This window comes from Mesorhizobium erdmanii, from assembly GCF_013170725.1.
In the GTDB taxonomy this organism is placed as follows: domain Bacteria; phylum Pseudomonadota; class Alphaproteobacteria; order Rhizobiales; family Rhizobiaceae; genus Mesorhizobium; species Mesorhizobium erdmanii.
This window is the reverse complement of sequence record NZ_CP033361.1, coordinates 4,309,820-4,326,630: the sequence shown is the minus strand read 5'-3', so window position 1 is coordinate 4,326,630 and position 16,811 is coordinate 4,309,820. Positions and strand designations below refer to the sequence as shown.

Here is a 16,811-nt window from a genome sequence, read left to right as displayed (position 1 = left end):
ATGGGACGGCCTTGCCCGCGTGGCGTTCGGCCGGGGGATTCCGCCCGTATATCAAAGCGCTTTTGGCCGCGCAAACGGCGATCGGTCACGAATGTGAGGCTGTCGCCGCCATCATTTGCGAATGCTTCATTTTCGCGGCCGAATATGGCAGGGGACGCTGAAATGCCGCAAACAGCAGTTCATTGGAAATCATGCCCGTCACCAAAGATCCTGAGAGCATCCCATCCGCCGGCCCGGCCATCATCCTCGTCGAGCCGCAGCTAGGCGAGAACATCGGCATGGTTGCACGCGCCATGGCCAATTTCGGCCTGGCCGAACTGCGCCTCGTCAACCCGCGCGACGGCTGGCCGAGCGAAAAGGCGCGTGCCGCCGCCAGTCGTGCCGACCATGTCATCGACGCCGTCAAGGTGTTCGACGACCTGGGCTCGGCGCTTGCCGACCTGAATTTCGTTTTTGCCACCACCGCCAGGCAGCGCGACGGCTTCAAGGCCGTCCGTGGGCCGGTCGAGGCGGGCAGGGTGCTGCGATCCCGTCATGGACTGGGGCAGCGCACCGGCATTCTGTTCGGCCGCGAACGCTTCGGCCTCTACAATGACGAAGTCGGCCTTGCCGACGAGATCGTCACCTTTCCCGTGGATCCGGATTTCTCTTCGCTCAACATCGCCCAGGCCGCCCTTCTGATGTCCTATGAGTGGATGAAGTCGGGTCTGGAGGACGAGACCAAGACCAATTTTGCCGGCCCGGAGATGAAGCCGGCCAGCAAGGAAGAACTGCACGGCCTGTTCGCCTATCTCGAAGGCGCGTTGGAAGCGCGTGGCTATTTCCGGCCGGCGCCGAAGAAGCCGAAAATGGTCGACAATCTGCGCGCCGTGCTGACGCGGGCTGGCTTTGCCGAACCGGAGCTCAAGGTGCTGCGCGGCATCATTTCGTCACTGGACAGGTTTTCGCCGGCCATGCCTCGCGGCGACGGTTCGCCGGGCGACGATCCAAGGCGGCTTCCGGCCGCCGCCGCGCGCGCCGGCAAGGCCGAAGCCGAGCGCCAGGCGCCTGCCGGTGACGATGAGGACGCGCCGCCGCTGGGCGGCATGGGAACCGACAATGACTGACCAGCCGATCCTGATGTTCGATTCCGGCGTCGGCGGGCTGACCGTGTTGCGCGAGGCGCGGGTGCTGATGCCGGACCGGCGCTTCATCTATGTCGCGGACGATGCCGCTTTCCCCTTCGGCGCCTGGGAGGAACCGGCGCTGCGCACCCACATACTCGATCTCTTCGCCAGACTGCTCGACCGGTTTGCACCGGCGATTTCCGTCATTGCCTGCAATACCGCCTCGACGCTGGTGATCGATGCGTTGCGCGACAGATTTCCCGGCCACCCCTTCGTCGGCACTGTGCCGGCGGTCAAGCCGGCGGCGGAGCGCACGCGCTCTGGCCTGGTCTCGGTGCTGGCGACGCCGGGCACGGTGAAGCGGCAATACACGCGCGACCTGATCAGCAAATGGGCGCAGAAATGCCATGTCCGCCTGGTTGGCAGCGACAGGCTGGCGGGACTTGCCGAAGTCTATATGCGCGAGGGCTTTGTCGACGAGGAAGCCGTGCGCGCCGAGATCGCGCCCTGTTTCATGGAACATGACGGGCGCAGGACCGACATCGTCGTGCTGGCCTGCACGCATTATCCGTTCCTGGTCAACCGCATGAGAAAGACCGCGCCCTGGCCGGTCGACTGGATCGATCCGGCCGAGGCGATCGCCCGGCGCGCCCTTTCGCTGTTGCCGCCGATCGAGCCGCTGTCGCAAGGCGAACCCGACATCGCCGTCTTCACCTCAGGCAAGGCGGATTTCGCCGTCAGCCGGCTGATGCAGGGCTTTGGACTGGTCGCGGAAACATCCGCCCGCTCAAACAGCCTCGAAGGCGATGCTGCGTTGATCCGGGTCGGCCAGGACCAGCCTTAGCGTGAGACCGTCGCCCTGTCTGAGCCCGGAGGCCTTTACGGTGGCAACGACAGGCATATCGGCAAGCTGAACGCGCACGCCATTCTCGACGAAGTCGGTGGCAACGGCCTTGAACGTTTCCCCCTCGCGTCCCCTGAGCATCACCGCCTCGGCAAGGTCGATGGCCGCATGGTTGATCTGCGAGGCACGGGCATCAGCGCGCCCCATCACCTTCGGCAATCCGGTGAACGCCTCGGTCACAGCCTGCGGAACCGGCAGGCCATTGGCGATAGCCAAAACGCAGCGCACGACGTAGCGATCGGCCAGCCGCCTGAGCGGCGCTGTGGCGTGGGCATAGGTTGCCGCCATCGCCTCATGCCAGGGAACGACGCCTTCCTGATAGGGTTGGTAGGATGCGCCGTTGCCTGCGCGGCGGATTTCCAGCATCAGTGCGGCCTGTTTCGGATCGGTTGGATCAAGCGTCCGCTGATAGTCGCGCAAGTCGGTGGAGGCCGGCCAGGACAGCCCGAGAGCCTGCGCCGCGTTGCGCAATCTTTGCACCTTGGACGCATCCGGCCCGGACATCACCCGGAACAACCCGGTCTTGTGCGCCAGCATGGCGTCGGCAATCGCCATGTTGGCAGCCAGCGAGAGCGCGGCGTTGTCCTGCTCGGATTGCAGCACCGGCCTGAACGAAAGCCGGAATGTGCCATCGGCGAGCCTTTCCACCTCTTGCTCGGGCGGGTCTACGCGCGAAGCGCCGCGGCGCTCTTCGTTTGCCGCCATGCGCCGCGCCAGTTCGGCGAAGCCGGGCGGGACGTCGGAGGCCTGTACGCTGTCATAGGCGAGCTTGGCGCGGCTTTGAATGATGGCCCGCTCCGCCCCATCCAATTTCACCGCACCGTCGTCGGCGACCCGGACGGTGAAGATGATCGCCGGACGTGGTCCATCCGGCAGCAGGCTTGCGGCACCTTCGGCAATTGTCGGTGGGTAGAGCCCGGCCTTGCCGTCCGGCAAGTAAAGTGTCTCGCCCCGCGTCCAGGCTTCGCGATCGATGGCGTCGCCGTCCTCGACGAACCAGCCCACGTCGGCAATGGCGTAATGCAGCAGAAGATCACTGCTGCTCGCCTCGATCGAGAACGCCTGGTCGAGATCGGTGGAGGCCGCTGGATCGAGCGTCACGAACGGCATCGCCCTTCGGTCGGCATGCTGGTTCGGCACCCGATTGGCCGCCGCCTCCGCCGCGGCCATTACGTCAGCCGGAAACCCCTCCGGCACGTGGAATTCGGTGCGGATTTTCGCCAGGCCGGTCGAGAGGGCTTGTGAGGGGTCTGTCAGGGACTTCATGCCGCCGTCCTACACTGGCGCTCTGGACACGGGAAGGGAACCGCCGCCGAAGCGCGGCGTTTCTCGTGACAGCAAAGGAGAAACCGCCATGCCAGCCACCTCGAAAGCCCAGCAGAAAGCCGCCGGCGCCGCTCTCTCCGCCAAGCGCGGCGAGACGAAGAAGAGCGAACTCAAGGGCGCATCACGCGATATGTACGAATCGATGAGCGAGAAACAACTGGAAGAGTTCGCCGAGACCAAGCGCAAGGGCCTGCCGGAGAAGAAGTCCTAAGGCATGTCGCCCAAAAGTGGCCCCGGTTTTGGGAGAACGACATGCATAACAACAAAGAGCTGAAGCGCGGCCCATGAATCCGTTCAGACGCGACGCGCTTTAGCGCGGCCATTATTGATGGTGGTGGAAACAGCGCTTCACCTTCGTCGTCACATTGTGTACGCGGCCGTTGCGCCAGACCCGCCTGGTGACCGTCTGCCAGTGACAGTCCTTTTTTGCGCCGGCCACGGCCAATTCCGGCGAAACAAGTACGGTCGAGCCTGCAAGCAGCGCGACCAAAAGCAAGGCTGCGGTCTTCATAGGGCTTCTCCATTGCGGACGCTCGATTTCTAGCGAATTGCGGAGATCCTCCCCAATCACGAAGTCGGGAACGTCAGTGGATGTGCGGGCTGAGCCTAAATTAGGCGTCGTTCGCTTCGTGGTAGGCAGCCGTTCAATGCGAAAGGGCCAGCGATGGATCGCTGGCCCTTCCTGGGATCTTGGTATCTTCCAAGATATCAAAGCATGGTCCCGGCCAGAGCCGGCTTCACCAGCGGTGGCAGCGCCGTATCCTCTCGACGATCACCTTGCGGTGGCCATGCCGCCACACCACTCTCTTCTTCACGATGATACGGCAGACTTGTTTGTGGCCGTGCCAGTGACGCGCCATGGCCGGTTCCGGCGCCACCGCCATAGAACCTGCAAGCACCGCAGCTCCCGCCAAGGTAAGGAAAAACTTCTTCATGCTGATTGGACTCCTCTAGCGACAGATCCCTTCCTGGTGCCGTTGGCGCAAAACCTCCCGCCACATCCGGCATCGCTCAACGTCCTGAACGCTATAGGGTTGCGTTGCGCTGCGCTACTGACAAGCTTGACACCGGTTAAATCTCGGTTTAACCAGCCGCCAACGCCGGGCAGCGATGTCCGGTGTTTGTTTTATATGCGCAAGACCGGTTGCCTTGGTTCCTGGTTTTGTTTGAACTGACGTGTCCCGTGGGTTTTCCGCCGCGTTGCGTGGGAAAACCCTGTCAGGTCTCGAAAACGGAGGCCAGAGGAGGGCGCGTTTCCTTCACCCGGACCATGAAGGTGCCGGGTGTATTGTCTTGAAAAGGGAATGCGATGAGCAAGCGCGAATCCGCGAAATACAAGATCGACCGCCGTCTCGGCGAAAACATCTGGGGCCGCCCGAAGTCCCCGGTCAACAAGCGTGAATACGGCCCCGGCCAGCACGGCCAGCGCCGCAAGGGCAAGCTTTCCGACTTCGGCCTGCAGCTGCGTGCCAAGCAGAAGCTGAAGGGTCACTATGGCGACGTTTCGGAAAAGCAGTTCCGCAAGGTCTATGAAGAGGCCGACCGCCGCAAGGGCGACACCTCGGAAAACCTGATCGGCCTGCTCGAGTCGCGTCTTGATGCGGTCGTTTACCGCGCCAAGTTCGTGCCGACCATTTTCGCAGCGCGTCAGTTCGTCAACCACGGCCACGTCAACGTCAACGGCAAGCGCGTCAACATCGGCTCGTACCGCTGCAAGCCGGGCGACGTCGTCGAAGTGCGTGAAAAGTCGAAGCAGCTGGTCATCGTGCTCGAATCGGTCGGCCTCGCCGAGCGTGACGTGCCGGACTACATCGAAGCCGATCACAACAAGATGGTCGCGACCTTCTCGCGCATCCCTGGCCTGGCGGACGTTCCGTTCGCCGTCCAGATGGAACCGAACCTGGTCGTCGAATTCTATTCGCGCTAAGCGAACGCTTTTCCGCGATACCGAAAGGCCGCCCTTCGAGGCGGCCTTTTTGTTTCGTACTTCCGCTTTGCCGTTTCGATTCTCCGGCCGATGCGCTAATCCGGGCGGACATCACATTCCCGGGGCCGCCGCGCCATGAACATGCTGCCAGACATAGAGACGCTCGAGCCGGTCGCCGAAGGCGGCTCCCATCCGCTCTTTGCCGATGTGCCGTCCTCGGTCGAGTTCAACAAATTGCGCAAGCGGCTGCTGCGCCTGACGCGTCAGGCGATCGAGGACTTCTCGATGGTGGAACCGGGCCAGCGCTGGCTGGTCGCGCTGTCGGGCGGCAAGGATTCCTACGGCCTGCTCGCCTTGCTGCTCGACCTCAAATGGCGCGGGCTGCTGCCGGTCGATCTCTTGGCCTGCAATCTCGACCAGGGCCAGCCGAATTTCCCAAAACACATCCTGCCCGACTATCTCAACGCCAACGGCATTGCGCACCGCATAGAGTACCAGGACACCTATTCGGTGGTCACCGACAAGCTGCCGCAGGGCAGCACTTATTGCTCGCTCTGCTCGAGGCTGCGGCGTGGCCATCTCTACCGCATCGCGCGCGAGGAGGGCTGTTCGGCGCTAGTCCTCGGCCATCACCGCGAAGACATTCTCGAGACCTTCTTCATGAACCTCTTCCATGGCGGCCGTCTCGCCGCCATGCCGCCAAAGCTGCTCAACGACGAAGGCGACGTCATGGTGCTGCGGCCGCTGAGCTATTGCGCCGAGATCGACCTCGAAAAATTCGCCGTGGCGATGCGGTTCCCGATCATCCCTTGCGACCTCTGCGGCAGCCAGGAAGGCCTTCAGCGCAACGCCATGAAGGCGATGCTGGACGACATCGAGAAGCGCATGCCCGGCCGCAAGGACACGATGTTGCGTGCGCTGTCCAACACCAGGCCGTCGCATCTGCTCGACAGGAAGCTGTTCGATTTCGCCGCCCTGAACCAGACCCTCATCACAGGACAAGACGCACCCGATGACATTTGACGATACCGCGATCGACTGGCTGGCCAGCCTGCTGGCCGAGGCCGCCGACACCGAGATCATGCCCCGCTTTCGCCGGCTGGGCGATGGCGACATCAGACAGAAGACCTCCGCCGCCGACCTGGTGACGGAAGCCGATGTCAACGCCGAGCGGCTGATCACGGCCAGGCTGCGCCAGCGCTATCCCACGGCCATGGTCGTCGGCGAGGAAGCCTGTTCCGACGATCCGGCGCTGCTCGATGGTCTGGGCGATGCCGACCTGGCCTTCGTCATCGACCCGGTCGACGGCACCTTCAATTTCGCCTCCGGCGTGCCGCTGTTCGGCGTCATGCTTGGCGTCGTGGTCAAGGGTGAGACGGTCGCCGGCATTATCCATGATCCCGTCGGCAAGGACTGGCTGATCGGCGCCAAGGGCGCCGGCAGCCATATTCGCCATGCGCATGGCACGCTGGAGACGGTGCGGGTTGCGGCGAGGGCACCGATCTCCGAGATGACCGGCGCGGTCTCCTGGCAATACATGGCCGAGCCTGATCGCACGCGGCTCGCCTGCAACCAGACCAAGACGCTGTCGCAGTTCAACTACCGCTGTGCCGCCCACGAATACCGTTTGCTGGCGAGCGGCCATGGCCATTTCGTCGTCTACAACAAGCTGATGCCGTGGGACCACCTGGCCGGTGTGCTGATCCATGCCGAGGCCGGCGGTCATGCCGCGCGCTTCGACGGCAGCGCCTACCTGCCGTCGCATGTCGGCGGCGGCCTGCTGGTCGCTCCCGACCGGGAGAGCTGGCAGGAGTTGCGCCGCGAACTGTGGGCCAAATAGGATTGATTCCAGCGACCGCGTTCAAATAGCCGCGCTACCGGCCTGCAAAGCAAAAATCAATGCAGGTCGGTGACATGCCCTGAGACCGGTAGGTTGTGCGGCTGGAACATCTTGCCGCGCTCGGCGATCAGGATCATCAGCAGCGCTGCGACCGAAACGCTGCAAAAGCCGGCGGCAAGCGGCGTCACCGTGCCGTTGAAAGCCTGGCCGATCAGCGTGCCAAGGATGCCGCCGAGAAACGTCTGCATGAAACCCAGGATGGACGACGCCGTGCCGGCCAGTTGACCAAGCGGCTCCATGGCCAACGCGTTGAAATTGGCGCCAAGCGCGCCGAAGGGAAGCATGGCGCCTGCAAAGAAGGTGATGAACAGCCAGAGCGGCATCTTGATTTCCAGCGAGACCACCAGCCAGGCCAGGCTGATGACCAGGAACAAAAGCAGCGCGCTCTGCGACAGGCGGCGCATGCCGATGCGGCCCACGAGGCGTGAGTTCAGAAAATTGGAGAAGGCGAGCACGCCGGCGACGCCGGCGAAGATGACCGGGAACATCTCGCCGACGTTGAAGATGTCGACATAGATCTGCTGCGCAGAGGCGATGAAGCCGAACATGGCGGCAAAGATGAAGGTGCTGGCAAAGGCGTAGCAGAGCGCGATGCGGTTGGTGAGAACGATGCGGAATCCACCGAGGACCGAGGCGACCGTCAAGGACCGGCGATATTCGGGGCGCAGCGTTTCAGGCAGGCGCAGCAGCGACCACGCCGACACGATCAGCGCGCCAACGGCCATGGTGACGAAGATGTAGTGCCAGGTCGCGAACAGCATGATGAACTGGCCGATCCCTGGCGCAATGACCGGTATCGCCATGAACACCATGAAGATCAGCGACATGACTTCGGCCATGCGCCGGCCTTCGAACGTGTCGCGCACGATCGAGACCGCTATGACGCGCGTCGCGGCCGCGCCGATGCCTTGCACGGCGCGACACATCAGCAGCGTTTCAAAGCTTGGCGCGATGGCTGCGGCGGCGGCTGCCGCCACATAGATGATCAGCCCGGCGACGAGCGGTGAGCGGCGGCCGAAACGGTCGGAGATAGGCCCGAAAAACAATTGGCCGCCACCAAAGCCAAGGATGTAGGCGGTGACCACATATTGCCGGTGGTTTTCATTCTCGACGCCCAGCGAGGCGCCGATCTGCTGCAGCGCCGGCAGCATGATGTCGATGGCCAGCGAATTCAGCGCCATCAGCGCCGCGCAGAGCGCAATGAACTCCCAGCGCGGAATAGGCAGTTTGCTTGCCGATTGCGGCGTTGACGATTGCTGGTCCACGGCAAATCCGATCTCTCAAGCAAAATGCGCCGGCGGGCCGGCGCACTGGCTCGTCTGGTCCCGATATCGGGACGTAAAGAAATTGCCGAGGTGGGGCTGCCCCGGTGTTCAGTGCAGTCGTAACGACATGCCCAAAACCGAAATCAGGCGGCGCCTTTGACGCTGACGCCCTTTTCGACCAGGAAGGTCTGCAATTCGCCGGCCTGGAACATCTCGCGCACGATATCGCAGCCGCCGACGAATTCGCCTTTGACGTAGAGCTGCGGGATCGTCGGCCAGTTCGAGTATTCCTTGATGCCCTGGCGCAGCTCGGCCGAGTCGAGGACGTTCACGCCCTTGTAGTCGGCGCCGATATAGTCGAGGATCTGGACGACCTGGCCGGAAAAACCGCACTGCGGAAAACCAGGCGTGCCCTTCATGAAAAGCACGACGTCGTTGCCCTTCACTTCATTGTCGATGTAGTCGTTGATACCGCTCATGGAATATCCTTTCACGCCCGTGGGAGCCAGGCTCGAAGCATGTCTTTCAAATAAACCCATAGATTGCCCGAAACAAGACATTAGCCGCGCCATGGCCGAAATGGCGCACAGGATGGGCGGGTTTGGGCCAAGCGGATATTGGCGGAACTGCCTCAGTCGGGAACGCTGGTCTGCAGGGCGAGTGCGTGCAGCACACCGCCCATATTGCCCTTCAGCGCGTCATAGACCATCTGGTGCTGCTGGACGCGGCTCTTTCCCCGAAAGCTCTCGGCGACGACCTCGGCCGCGTAATGGTCGCCATCGCCGGCGAGATCGCGGATCGTCACGCGGGCGTCCGGTATGCCGTCCTTGATCAATTTTTCGATGTCGTGGGCATCCATTGCCATGGCAGAATTCCTGTTTCGGGCGGGGGGCGGCGCCCGTGCGATGAGAGTCGCGACAAACCTAAAGCCTTTCCGGCCGCGATTGAAGCCGTTCCGTCCGGCACCAGCGTGATTGTCACCTACGACGTGGTCTCATCCGAGTGGACTGTATCGGCGGCCGGGTCGTCATCGGGCATCGAGAAGGCGCGGCCAAGGCTGAAGACCAGGATGTAGAGCGGGATGTTGACCGCCAGGGTGGCGATCGGGAGATAGCTCGTCATCTGCCAGGCGGGTGAGAAGAACGGCCGGCCGTAGCCGTCGCAGAGCAGCGAAGAGCCATACTCCCACAGGGCTCCCAACATGGCGCCCACGGCGAAAAGCTTGATGCAGATGACGACCCGGCTTGTCCTTGCGGGCTCCGGCAGGAGCCGGCTCCAAAGCACGAGACAGACGATCGGAACCGCATAGATAAGAGTCTGCAGCACCAACATGGGCAGCGTGCCATTGGCCGAAGCCAGGAACTGCTCACGCCTTTCCAACAGCGGGCAAACCTCGCTCGAGGTCGTCGACAACAGGAAAAAGACGAATGGGCCGAGAAACCAGAAGAAGAACAGCGACGGCCAGAAAACGACTGCAAGCAGCGCCCGGACAGCCAGTTTCCTGCGATTGAGCATGATCTTTTTCCGAAAACCGGGTTCCACTTTTCGGGATCATGCTCCAGTCAACTGGCCTGATCCATGAAGCGGGGGAACCAGCCTTCGTGGGCTGCGGTCAAGTCGCTGACCGGGATGGCCCTGGCGTCGCCGAGGTTCAGAGCGTCGCCGCCGGTCGAGCCGATCCACGGCGCGAAGATGCCCAGCTTGCTTTGGTCCTCGCGAATGGCGTCCCATTCCTTGCTCTGCGGGTCGAGCGACAGGGTGAGGAGATAGCGGCCCTGGTCCTCGCCGAACCAGACCGGGATCGGGTCGGTGCCGGCCAGACCCGGAATGGTGGCTCCAATGCCGGATGCCATCGCCATTTCGGCCAGCGCCACGGCAAGACCGCCGTCGGAAAGATCATGCGCCGCTGTCACCACGCCCGACGCGATCAGCGCGCGCACGTGGTCGCCAACGCGCTTTTCATGCGCGAGGTCGACAGGTGGCGGCGGTCCGTCGGTACGGCCATGGATGTCTCTGAAATAGGCGGACTGGCCGAGATGGCTGCCCCATGTCGCCGGTGCGCCGACCAGCAGGATCATTTGACCCTCTGCGGCAAAGCCGATCCGCGCCATCTTTGACCAGTCTGATATCAGCCCGACGCCGCCGATCGTCGGCGTCGGCAGAATGCCCTGGCCATTGGTTTCGTTGTAGAGCGAAACATTGCCCGACACGATCGGGAAGCCGAGTGCCCGGCAGGCATCGCCAATGCCTTTCACCGCGCCGACCAGCTGGCCCATGATCTCGGGCCGTTCGGGGTTGCCGAAATTGAGGTTGTCGGTCGCCGCCAGCGGCAGCGCGCCGGTGGCGGTGAGATTGCGCCAGCATTCGGCCACCGCCTGCTTGCCGCCCTCATAGGGATCGGCCTCGCAATAGCGCGGCGTCACGTCGGACGAGAAGGCGAGCGCCTTGGTCGCATGGCCTTCCACCCGCACCACGCCGGCATCGCCGCCCGGAAGCTGCAGCGAATTGCCCTGGATCAGCGTGTCGTACTGCTCCCACACCCAGCGGCGCGACGACAGGTCCGGTCCGCCGAGCAGTTTCAGCAGCGCATCGGCAACATCGGCCTGCGGAACGTCATTGGCGGCCAGCGGCGCCGGCTTCTTCGGCTCGACCCAGGGCCGGTCATATTCTGGCGCCTTGTCGCCAAGGTCCTTGATCGGCAGGTCGGCGACCTGATCGCCTTGATGCAGCACGCGAAAACGCAGATCGTCGGTGGTCTTGCCGACGATGGCGAAGTCAAGGCCCCACTTGTGGAAGATCGCCTCGGCTTCCTTCTCCTTCTCGGGGCGCAGCACCATCAGCATGCGCTCCTGGCTTTCCGACAACATCATCTCATAGGCGCTCATGCGCTCTTCGCGCACCGGCACCTTGTCGAGGTCGAGCTCGATGCCGAGGTCGCCCTTGGCACCCATCTCGACCGCCGAACAGGTGAGGCCGGCCGCGCCCATGTCCTGGATGGCGATGACGGCGCCCGAGGCCATCAGTTCGAGGCAGGCTTCCAGCAGGCACTTTTCGGTGAAGGGATCGCCGACCTGCACGGTCGGGCGCTTCTCATCGATCTTGTCGTCGAATTCGGCGGACGCCATGGTGGCGCCGCCGACGCCGTCGCGGCCGGTCTTGGCGCCCAGATAGACGACCGGCAGGCCGACGCCCTTGGCTTCCGACAGGAAGATGGCATTGCTTTTGGCGAGGCCCGCGGCAAAAGCGTTGACCAGGATGTTGCCATTGTAGCGGGCGTCGAAATTGACTTCGCCGCCGACCGTCGGCACGCCGAAGGAATTGCCATAGCCGCCAACGCCTGAAACCACGCCGGCGACGAGATGCCGGGTCTTGGGGTGATCAGGCGCGCCGAAGCGCAGCGCGTTCATTGCCGCGATGGGCCGGGCGCCCATCGTGAAGACGTCGCGCAAAATGCCGCCGACGCCGGTCGCGGCGCCCTGGTAGGGTTCGATGAAGGAGGGGTGGTTGTGGCTTTCCATCTTGAAGACGACGCAGTCGCCGTCACCAATGTCGACCACGCCGGCATTTTCGCCTGGCCCCTGGATGACCTGCGGTCCCGTGGTGGGCAGCGTGCGCAGCCACTTCTTCGAGGATTTGTAGGAACAGTGCTCGTTCCACATCGCCGAGAAGATGCCGAGTTCGGTAAAGCTAGGTTCGCGTCCGACGAGATCGAGGATGCGCTGATACTCGTCGGGCTTCAGCCCATGGGCGGCAATGAGCTCGGGGGTGATCGGCACGGAATTGGAAATGGTCATGGGCGGCGATTTGTGTCCATGGGAGTGTTGGGATTTGAGTCCCCTCTTATCGCAAGCTTTGCACCCGATACACCCGTCGATCGACGAAAAAAGACAGAAAGCACAAGGTGACGACCGGGATGGCCTTCGCAACGGGGAATGCACGGCCCAATGGAACGCCACGATGTGCCGGCCGTTAGGTCTCAATCACTCAGGAGACCGGACCATGGCTACCAAGCAAGGCAAGAAAGATAACCGCCTCTCGGATAAAGAGGCCATGCATATCGCGGAGACCACCGACGTTTCGCCTGGGCAGGCCAAGGAACTGGCTGAAAAGCACGGCAAGGACAAGGCCAGGAAGGAAGCCCGCAACTTCAAGGCCGAAGGCTGAGCCGAGCTCAGGCTTCCTAGGAGAAGCTGTCGTAGCCGGCACGGCCCTCGTCGAGAAGGCGCCGCAGGACCGCAACACCGTCGGCGACATCCCCGCGATGCCTCGGCTGCGAAACGCCGAAGCGGATGCCGTGAAAGACCTGCTCGGAGCGGCCTGCCTTGAACTCGTCCTCGTCGTCGATCAGCACACCGTGTTCCTGGCAGGCATTCTTGAAGGTGCCGGAAAGCCACGGGTCGGGCAAAGTCAGCCAGACAAAGGGCACCTTGTCGTGTGACTTGAACGCGAAGCCAGCCAAAGTGTCGCGCACGATCGCGATGCGGGCGCTGATTTCGGCGATGCTGCGTTTGCGGATGTCGCTGGCCTGGCCGGACAGGACCAGACGGGCATTCACCTCCGCCAGCAGGAAAGGCATGCCGCCGGTCATCATCTTGTGGGCGACGCGGATGCGGTGGCGATAGGCGGGAGGGCAGGAGAGCCAGCCGCCGCGCACGCCGGCCGCCACCGATTTCGAAAGGCCGCTGGCGACGATGGTGCGTTCGGGCGCGAATTCGGCAAGCAACGGTGTCGGGTCGTCGGTAAGGTTGCCGTAAAGGTCGTCCTCGATCAGGACGACATTGTATTCGCGCGCTATGCCGGCAATCGCCTCGCGGCGCGCGTCCGACAGCGTCACCAGCGTCGGATTTTTGGCCGTCGGCATCAGGAAGATCATCCTGGGATGTTTTTGCGCGCAGACGCGCTCGAAGTCGGCCGGGTCGAGACCTTCGTCATCCGATGCCACCAATGTCGTCCGCCGGCCGATCAACCCGGCACTGCGCGAGATCTGCGAATAGGTCAGATGTTCGAAGGCGACATAATCGCCCGGCGTGGTCAGGGCCGCGATCGCCGCCATCACCGCGGCATGCGTGCCGAGCGTCGGAACGATGCTGTCGGCGGCCGGGCGGAAGGCGTTGCGCGACAGCCAGCGGGCGCCGGCTTCGTACCAGCGCCCAGGGAAATCGCGCGTATAGCTCGAGATTTCATGGGGGTGATCCTGCGCGGTGCGCGACAGCACATCGGCGATAATGACGCCCTGGCCGACATCGGGCGCGGCTGTGCTGTCGAAACGCAGCTTGTCTTGTGGCGCATCGACGTAGCGCGTGCCTTCCATGCTGACGTCGGGCGCTTCCGGCTTCACGCCGCTGGCGGGCTGGCCGAGCACATAGGTTCCACGGCCGACTTCGCCGCTCACCAGGCCGCGCTCGCGCAGCAATTGATAGGCCCGGCCGACCGTCCCGACGGTGGTGCCAATGTCGTAGGCGAGGTCGCGCTGCGGCGGCAGTTTCGTTCCGGCGCCGATCACGCCCTTGTCGATGCCCGCTTCGACCGCATCTGCAAGGCGTTGATAAAGCGGCCCGGCGCCCGCTGTCAGATCTGGAAGCCAATTTGTCATGGTGACAATTTTCTATATTGCACCGGAATATGAGTCAATACATATCAGTCGGGCGCCAAAAGGGTGCAATTGAGACATTTGGTAGAAAGAAAATGGATACAATCGCGACAATCCATCATGCAAGGGCCGCGTTTCCCGGCGAGGCCCTGCGCCCGTCCGGCCAGCGCGGCTTTGTCGGCCGCCTGGTGCGCGTGGTCAGGTCGCTGGCACGATGGCTCGACAATTTGCTGGAGCGTCGGCGCAGCCGGCTGACATTGCTGGAGATGACCGACGATCAGCTGAAGGATATCGGCATTTCCCGCTGCGATGCTCATCGCGAGGGCATCAGGCGTTTGTGGGACTAGAGACCAGCTTAACGCACGCGTCTGGCCCCGATGCCGCGATCGATAAAAACGGCGACGACGCAGATCACCAGGAACAGCGTCATGATGGCGAGCGCTGCGATGGCGACACTGGCTGCGCCGTTCTTGGCGACGTCGAGGAAGGGGTAGGGCACCTCGCCGGCGATCGGCGCCCGTACCAGCGCATAGGCCAGATAGGCGATGGGATAGAGCACCCACCAGGAAATGTCGCTCCATCTCGTTCTGCCGTCGGCGCCTGCCGTCAGCCACCACAGCACGAACAGCACCGGCGCCACATAATGCAGCAGCACGTCGCAGAGCAGGAACAGGCCCTGCGGCTGCCAGAGGCGCGCCAGGACCGTGGCATAGACGATGCAGACCACAGTGATCGAAACCGCGAGACCCGCTCGCATCCGGGGGGCGGCGAAGGCCGGCAGCCACGCATAGCCGGTTGACGAGAGCAGCGAGGTGTGCACCAACACCGCGCCGATATTGGTCAGGATGGTGAAGAAGCTGAAGTAGAAGACGACCGAGCCGAGCAGGCTGCGCCCAGCCTCCATCGACGCCGGAATGGTGATGCTAAACTGCAGGACGAGGCCGGCCAGACCGACGGCCAGACCCACCACCTGCAGGAAGCGACCCATGGTCAGGCGGTCGCGGCGCAGGCCGGATTGCCGGCTTGCCAGCGGGCAATGTCGGAGCCGATGCGCGCACCGAGCGGATCGTTCATCAGTGGTCCGAACACATCGACGCGGCTCGAATTGCCTTGCGCCTGGACGACCAGCAACGGCTTGCCGCCATAATGCTTGGCCGGCACCAGGAGGAAACGCGGCGTGCCGCTGTACGAATTCAGCTCATTGGCCATCTGATATTCCTTGAAGGCCGGGTCCTTGCTGGCGATCCAGCATTTGTGGGCTGAAATAGCCACCTGTTCCATGGCCAGCAGCGCGGCACTCTTGCCCGACGGCACCGGCGTGCTCTTCGGGCTCGATTGGCACGACGCCAGGGCAAAGCCTGCCGCGGCGACGAGAACAATTGTCTTGCTCTTGATCAAGCGGCACCCATCTCGAGTTCGGACAGGAAGATTTTCAGGCCGTCGGTCATCTCGCCCCATACGCGCGACAAGGCTGGATGCTGCGATGCGATCTGCTCATAAGCATCGAATTTGGGATAGGCGTCGAGCAGGTCGGCGCGGCCAGTCATGGCCCGGAAATTGTTGAAGATGAACCGCGTTGGCGTCAGCCAGGCATCGGCGAAGCTGATGTCGTTGCCGAGCGCGAAGGGGCCTTGCGCCATGCGCGCCTCGATCGCCGCCAGCCCGTGGTGCAGGCGGACGAACTGGGCGTCGACCTCTGCATTGTTGCGCTTCGGCACGAAATGCAGCTCGAACAGCTTCATCATCGGCGTCAGCACGTCGAGATCGGTGATGCGGGCAAACATGCGCACCAGCGCGCGATCCTTGGAATCGGGCGGCAGCAGCGCCGGCTCCGGAAACCGCTCCTCGAGATATTCGGCGATGACCACCGATTCGACGATGGTTTCACCCGAGCCGGTGATCAGCACCGGGATCCGGTTCATCGGCGAGATGGCGCGAAACTCTTCAGGGATCGGAAAGCCCGGTGGCGGCGCCATGATCTTGAGCGGCACGTCCTTGATATAGGCCAGCGCCCGCACGATCGACGAGTAGGGCGACAACGGCCGCGAATAGAGTTTCATGACCGTCTCTCCCTGAAATTATGATTTTGAATCACCGCAATTCTTAAGGTTGCGGCTGCAAACTTCAAGCGGCAATGCCCAAAGCGCCTTCGAAGAGCGCACGACCGTCGCTGCCGCCGTGAGCAGCCTCGATCAGGTCTTCGGGATGCGGCATCAGCCCAAGCACATTGCCCTGCTCGTTGATGATGCCAGCAATGTCGTTGATAGACCCGTTGGGATTGGTCCCTTCGGCATAGCGGAACACCACTTGGCCTTCGCCTTCGAGGCGCGCAAGGGTTTCGGCGTCGGCGAAGTAGTTGCCGTCATGGTGCGCCACCGGCGAGCGGATGATCTGGCCCGGCTGATAGCGGCGGGTGAACATGGTGTTGGCGTTGGTGATCTCGAGCTTGACCTGCCGGCAGACGAACTTCAGCGAGGTGTTGCGCATAAGCGCGCCCGGCAGCAGGCCGGCCTCGACGAGGATCTGAAAACCGTTGCAGACGCCGATCACCGCGACGCCCTTGGCGGCCTTTTCGGCGACCGCCCGCATCACCGGCATGCGCGCGGCGATCGCGCCGCAGCGCAGATAATCACCGAAGGAAAAGCCGCCAGGAATGGCGATGAGGTCGACATCGGGGATCTCGGTGTCGGTCTGCCAGACGGTGATCGGCGGTTTGCCCGAAATCTTGGTCAGCGCCGCGATCATGTCGCGGTCGCGGTTGAGGCCAGGCAGGAGGACGACGGCTGATTTCAT

At 63.1% G+C, this 16,811-nt stretch carries 21 protein-coding genes; 8 read left to right on the top strand and 13 right to left on the bottom strand.

Going from position 1 to position 16,811, the window contains the following annotated elements; translation table 11 throughout:
- The first annotated feature begins 191 nt into the window (after positions 1-191).
- On the top strand, positions 192-1,106 hold the full coding sequence (locus EB233_RS21135) for an RNA methyltransferase (RefSeq protein WP_064991551.1): 915 nt from the start codon (positions 192-194) through the stop codon (positions 1,104-1,106).
- Positions 1,099-1,950: a glutamate racemase gene (murI, locus tag EB233_RS21130; RefSeq protein ID WP_032916777.1), complete on the top strand. Its 852-nt coding sequence runs from the start codon at positions 1,099-1,101 to the stop codon at positions 1,948-1,950. Before EB233_RS21135 ends, murI begins: the two co-directional genes overlap by 8 nt.
- Here the strand turns inward: murI and EB233_RS21125 are convergent.
- Positions 1,894-3,276, bottom strand: coding sequence for an RNB domain-containing ribonuclease (locus tag EB233_RS21125; protein ID WP_064991550.1), 1,383 nt, complete (start codon positions 3,274-3,276; stop codon positions 1,894-1,896). The genes murI and EB233_RS21125 overlap by 57 nt on opposite strands.
- 88 nt (positions 3,277-3,364) lie before the next feature.
- Between EB233_RS21125 and EB233_RS21120 the strand changes: the two genes are divergently transcribed.
- Positions 3,365-3,547, top strand: a complete 183-nt coding sequence (locus EB233_RS21120) for a DUF3008 family protein (RefSeq protein ID WP_027051623.1) — start codon at positions 3,365-3,367, stop codon at positions 3,545-3,547.
- A 111-nt stretch (positions 3,548-3,658) separates the two neighbouring features.
- Here the strand turns inward: EB233_RS21120 and EB233_RS21115 are convergent, their stop codons facing one another.
- The gene (locus EB233_RS21115; protein WP_027051624.1) at positions 3,659-3,847 is read right to left on the bottom strand and encodes a hypothetical protein; all 189 of its coding nucleotides are present in this window, start codon (positions 3,845-3,847) and stop codon (positions 3,659-3,661) included.
- A gap of 226 nt (positions 3,848-4,073) precedes the next feature.
- Positions 4,074-4,271 carry a hypothetical protein gene (locus tag EB233_RS21110; RefSeq protein ID WP_027051625.1) on the bottom strand — a complete coding sequence of 66 codons (198 nt, stop codon included), beginning with the start codon at positions 4,269-4,271 and terminating at the stop codon, positions 4,074-4,076.
- A gap of 374 nt (positions 4,272-4,645) precedes the next feature.
- Here EB233_RS21110 and rpsD point away from each other — a divergent pair, with 374 nt between their 5' ends.
- From rpsD to EB233_RS21095, 3 genes are all read left to right on the top strand, one after another.
- On the top strand, positions 4,646-5,263 hold the full coding sequence (gene rpsD, locus EB233_RS21105) for a 30S ribosomal protein S4 (protein WP_013895883.1): 618 nt from the start codon (positions 4,646-4,648) through the stop codon (positions 5,261-5,263).
- Between the two features lie 135 nt (positions 5,264-5,398).
- Positions 5,399-6,286 carry a tRNA 2-thiocytidine(32) synthetase TtcA gene (gene ttcA / locus EB233_RS21100; protein ID WP_064991549.1) on the top strand — a complete coding sequence of 296 codons (888 nt, stop codon included), beginning with the start codon at positions 5,399-5,401 and terminating at the stop codon, positions 6,284-6,286.
- Positions 6,276-7,103 (top strand): inositol monophosphatase family protein, encoded by an 828-nt coding sequence (locus tag EB233_RS21095; RefSeq protein ID WP_064991548.1) that lies wholly within the window; start codon positions 6,276-6,278, stop codon positions 7,101-7,103. The genes ttcA and EB233_RS21095 overlap by 11 nt, the downstream gene beginning before the upstream one ends.
- A 56-nt stretch (positions 7,104-7,159) precedes the next feature.
- On the opposite strand, the gene EB233_RS21090 is transcribed toward EB233_RS21095, so the two are convergent.
- From EB233_RS21090 to purL, 5 genes are all read right to left on the bottom strand, one after another.
- On the bottom strand, positions 7,160-8,428 hold the full coding sequence (locus EB233_RS21090; protein ID WP_064991547.1) for a multidrug effflux MFS transporter: 1,269 nt from the start codon (positions 8,426-8,428) through the stop codon (positions 7,160-7,162).
- A 143-nt stretch (positions 8,429-8,571) separates the two neighbouring features.
- On the bottom strand, positions 8,572-8,907 hold the full coding sequence (gene grxD / locus EB233_RS21085; protein WP_013532137.1) for a Grx4 family monothiol glutaredoxin: 336 nt from the start codon (positions 8,905-8,907) through the stop codon (positions 8,572-8,574).
- Positions 8,908-9,059: 152 nt separating this feature from the next.
- Complete coding sequence (locus EB233_RS21080) at positions 9,060-9,293, bottom strand: BolA/IbaG family iron-sulfur metabolism protein (RefSeq protein WP_015318146.1); 234 nt, start codon at positions 9,291-9,293, stop codon at positions 9,060-9,062.
- A 116-nt stretch (positions 9,294-9,409) separates the two neighbouring features.
- Positions 9,410-9,943, bottom strand: a complete 534-nt coding sequence (locus EB233_RS21075) for a hypothetical protein (protein WP_064991546.1) — start codon at positions 9,941-9,943, stop codon at positions 9,410-9,412.
- A 47-nt stretch (positions 9,944-9,990) separates the two neighbouring features.
- On the bottom strand, positions 9,991-12,222 hold the full coding sequence (gene purL / locus EB233_RS21070) for a phosphoribosylformylglycinamidine synthase subunit PurL (RefSeq protein ID WP_064991545.1): 2,232 nt from the start codon (positions 12,220-12,222) through the stop codon (positions 9,991-9,993).
- A 205-nt stretch (positions 12,223-12,427) separates the two neighbouring features.
- On the opposite strand from purL, the gene EB233_RS21065 reads away from it, so the two are divergent.
- Entirely contained in the window at positions 12,428-12,592 is a 165-nt protein-coding gene (locus EB233_RS21065; RefSeq protein ID WP_171892247.1) for a hypothetical protein, read from the top strand.
- A gap of 16 nt (positions 12,593-12,608) precedes the next feature.
- Here EB233_RS21065 and EB233_RS21060 read toward each other — a convergent pair whose 3' ends face one another.
- Positions 12,609-14,021 carry an aminotransferase-like domain-containing protein gene (locus EB233_RS21060; RefSeq protein ID WP_064991544.1) on the bottom strand — a complete coding sequence of 471 codons (1,413 nt, stop codon included), beginning with the start codon at positions 14,019-14,021 and terminating at the stop codon, positions 12,609-12,611.
- A 92-nt stretch (positions 14,022-14,113) separates the two neighbouring features.
- Here EB233_RS21060 and EB233_RS21055 point away from each other — a divergent pair, with 92 nt between their 5' ends.
- On the top strand, positions 14,114-14,365 hold the full coding sequence (locus EB233_RS21055) for a DUF1127 domain-containing protein (protein ID WP_064991543.1): 252 nt from the start codon (positions 14,114-14,116) through the stop codon (positions 14,363-14,365).
- Positions 14,366-14,373: 8 nt separating this feature from the next.
- Here EB233_RS21055 and EB233_RS21050 read toward each other — a convergent pair whose 3' ends face one another.
- From EB233_RS21050 to purQ, 4 genes are all read right to left on the bottom strand, one after another.
- Positions 14,374-15,006, bottom strand: a complete 633-nt coding sequence (locus EB233_RS21050) for a Pr6Pr family membrane protein (RefSeq protein ID WP_064991542.1) — start codon at positions 15,004-15,006, stop codon at positions 14,374-14,376.
- 2 nt (positions 15,007-15,008) lie between these two features.
- Positions 15,009-15,416 carry a hypothetical protein gene (locus EB233_RS21045; protein WP_064991541.1) on the bottom strand — a complete coding sequence of 136 codons (408 nt, stop codon included), beginning with the start codon at positions 15,414-15,416 and terminating at the stop codon, positions 15,009-15,011.
- Positions 15,413-16,078, bottom strand: coding sequence for a glutathione S-transferase family protein (locus EB233_RS21040; protein WP_064991540.1), 666 nt, complete (start codon positions 16,076-16,078; stop codon positions 15,413-15,415). The genes EB233_RS21045 and EB233_RS21040 overlap by 4 nt, the downstream gene beginning before the upstream one ends.
- A gap of 64 nt (positions 16,079-16,142) precedes the next feature.
- Entirely contained in the window at positions 16,143-16,811 is a 669-nt protein-coding gene (purQ, locus tag EB233_RS21035) for a phosphoribosylformylglycinamidine synthase subunit PurQ (RefSeq protein ID WP_064991539.1), read from the bottom strand.

Excerpts from the sequence above, each read along its gene's own strand:
- EB233_RS21055 (WP_064991543.1), top strand. The coding sequence starts at position 14,114 with ATGGATACAATCGCGACAATCCATCATGCAAGGGCCGCGTTTCCCGGC.
- EB233_RS21080 (WP_015318146.1), bottom strand. The coding sequence starts at position 9,293 with ATGGCAATGGATGCCCACGACATCGAAAAATTGATCAAGGACGGCATA.
- EB233_RS21065 (WP_171892247.1), top strand. The coding sequence starts at position 12,428 with ATGGCTACCAAGCAAGGCAAGAAAGATAACCGCCTCTCGGATAAAGAG.
- EB233_RS21060 (WP_064991544.1), bottom strand. The coding sequence starts at position 14,021 with ATGACAAATTGGCTTCCAGATCTGACAGCGGGCGCCGGGCCGCTTTAT.
- EB233_RS21040 (WP_064991540.1), bottom strand. The coding sequence starts at position 16,078 with ATGAAACTCTATTCGCGGCCGTTGTCGCCCTACTCGTCGATCGTGCGG.
- EB233_RS21135 (WP_064991551.1), top strand. The coding sequence starts at position 192 with ATGCCCGTCACCAAAGATCCTGAGAGCATCCCATCCGCCGGCCCGGCC.
- purL (WP_064991545.1), bottom strand. The coding sequence starts at position 12,222 with ATGACCATTTCCAATTCCGTGCCGATCACCCCCGAGCTCATTGCCGCC.
- EB233_RS21110 (WP_027051625.1), bottom strand. The coding sequence starts at position 4,271 with ATGAAGAAGTTTTTCCTTACCTTGGCGGGAGCTGCGGTGCTTGCAGGT.
- rpsD (WP_013895883.1), top strand. The coding sequence starts at position 4,646 with ATGAGCAAGCGCGAATCCGCGAAATACAAGATCGACCGCCGTCTCGGC.
- EB233_RS21050 (WP_064991542.1), bottom strand. The coding sequence starts at position 15,006 with ATGGGTCGCTTCCTGCAGGTGGTGGGTCTGGCCGTCGGTCTGGCCGGC.
- EB233_RS21095 (WP_064991548.1), top strand. The coding sequence starts at position 6,276 with ATGACATTTGACGATACCGCGATCGACTGGCTGGCCAGCCTGCTGGCC.
- EB233_RS21125 (WP_064991550.1), bottom strand. The coding sequence starts at position 3,276 with ATGAAGTCCCTGACAGACCCCTCACAAGCCCTCTCGACCGGCCTGGCG.
- murI (WP_032916777.1), top strand. The coding sequence starts at position 1,099 with ATGACTGACCAGCCGATCCTGATGTTCGATTCCGGCGTCGGCGGGCTG.
- EB233_RS21075 (WP_064991546.1), bottom strand. The coding sequence starts at position 9,943 with ATGCTCAATCGCAGGAAACTGGCTGTCCGGGCGCTGCTTGCAGTCGTT.
- grxD (WP_013532137.1), bottom strand. The coding sequence starts at position 8,907 with ATGAGCGGTATCAACGACTACATCGACAATGAAGTGAAGGGCAACGAC.
- purQ (WP_064991539.1), bottom strand. The coding sequence starts at position 16,811 with ATGAAATCAGCCGTCGTCCTCCTGCCTGGCCTCAACCGCGACCGCGAC.
- EB233_RS21120 (WP_027051623.1), top strand. The coding sequence starts at position 3,365 with ATGCCAGCCACCTCGAAAGCCCAGCAGAAAGCCGCCGGCGCCGCTCTC.
- EB233_RS21115 (WP_027051624.1), bottom strand. The coding sequence starts at position 3,847 with ATGAAGACCGCAGCCTTGCTTTTGGTCGCGCTGCTTGCAGGCTCGACC.
- ttcA (WP_064991549.1), top strand. The coding sequence starts at position 5,399 with ATGAACATGCTGCCAGACATAGAGACGCTCGAGCCGGTCGCCGAAGGC.